Here is a 1,464-nt window from a genome sequence, read left to right on the forward strand (position 1 = left end):
AATTTTGCAGTTTGAAGTGTCATGAGCTAGATGCGAAACAGTATCAAGTCGCTTGGGTATATATGTTGTTTGCGGCCATTTTCGTAATGGTAACTAAATACTTTCTCCGTGGTAAATTTCAAAGCCAAGGTCAATAATCTTCTCAGTAAGTGGATCTCCATTTATTCGTGCAATCAATTGCTCTGCGGTTACCTGCCCTATCTTTTCACGCGGGGTCACTACCGTCGCTAATTTCGGCACCATCGACTGCCCAAAATCATGGCCATGAAAACCTGCAATTGCAATATCTTGTGGTATACGTATTCCTTGACGCTGACATTCAAAAACAGCACCAGTAGCTAAATCATCATTGGTACAAAAGATACCATCTATTTGTGGATATTTAGTTAATGTTTTTTGTAATAAATCTGCACCAAGAGAGAATGAAGATGGTGCTTCCGTCATCACACTCTTTGCCTGCAAGCCATTTTCCTGCATCGCTTTTTCATAACCTTGTAACCTTAACTGAGTACGAATATCCAGACGAGCACCTAGGTAAACAATGTTTTTATAACCTTTCTCAATCATAGCCGACACCATTTGGTATCCGCCATCAAAGTTATCTATACCTATAGCTTGCTCAATAGCTGGCGACACTGTATCCATCATCTCAATAACAGGAACATCTGCCGTTGCAATCATTTTTAGTGTTCTTGGAGTGTGTTGGCTTTCAGAAAGGATCAATCCATCAATATGGTAAGAGAGTAAAAAACTAATGCGCTCTTCTTCACGCTCTGCACTGTAACCATAATGGGCAAGCATGGTTTGATATCCAGCAGCCTCGGTAACTCTTTCAATGCCACGTATTACTTGCGAGAAAACTTGGTTAGCCAAAGAGGGCACTAATATACCGATTGCATGGCTCTTGGCATTAGAAAGTAATTCTGGCGCTCGGTTAGGGATATAACCAAGCTCTTCAACAGCAACCGCAATTTTTTTTTGCATGTCAGCTGAAACTTTCGAAGGATCTCTCAAGTAACGACTAATGGTCATCTTAGTGACACCAATCAGATTAGCGACATCTTGCAGAGTTGGCCTTTTTTTCTTATTATTTTTTTTCATCACATTGTCTTTTTCCATAATATTTTCTTACACCACGATGTTACACGTAACATACCAGTAAATTCAAGGTAACCGCTCAATTAATCCACCTAGCTAAATTTATCCCAAGCTGTTAGCGATTCATTATTAACTGATGTTACGCAGTTGAGGCTTGTTCTAGGTGCAAAGCCTCAATTGCTGCTTTTTGTGCTTTGATATCAAGTTTCATTTTTAAACCGAATGTCGTTAGCCCTTTTTTTATACTCAAGCACTCTAACTCGACCGTGGCTAGCAATGACATGAAAATAGGGTTGCTTTGCGTCTTTATTGTTTTGGCAGGCGATTTTGCTAACGCAGTATTGGATTTTATGTTTTGATGGAAAA

1 protein-coding gene and 1 pseudogene are annotated in these 1,464 nt (G+C 39.6%); both read right to left on the minus strand.

Annotated elements, in window-relative coordinates:
- Nucleotides 1–93: 93 nt before the first annotated feature.
- On the minus strand, nt 94–1,119 hold the full coding sequence (gene gntR / locus G322_RS0119250; RefSeq protein WP_022943280.1) for a gluconate operon transcriptional repressor GntR: 1,026 nt from the start codon (nt 1,117–1,119) through the stop codon (nt 94–96).
- A gap of 118 nt (nt 1,120–1,237) precedes the next feature.
- Nucleotides 1,238–1,464: pseudogene (locus G322_RS24040) on the minus strand (IS701 family transposase); the annotation flags it as partial.

The sequence above is a fragment of the Psychromonas hadalis ATCC BAA-638 genome (genome assembly GCF_000420245.1).
In the GTDB taxonomy this organism is placed as follows: domain Bacteria; phylum Pseudomonadota; class Gammaproteobacteria; order Enterobacterales; family Psychromonadaceae; genus Psychromonas; species Psychromonas hadalis.

Excerpts from the sequence above, each read along its gene's own strand:
- gntR (WP_022943280.1), bottom strand. The coding sequence starts at position 1,119 with ATGGAAAAAGACAATGTGATGAAAAAAAATAATAAGAAAAAAAGGCCA.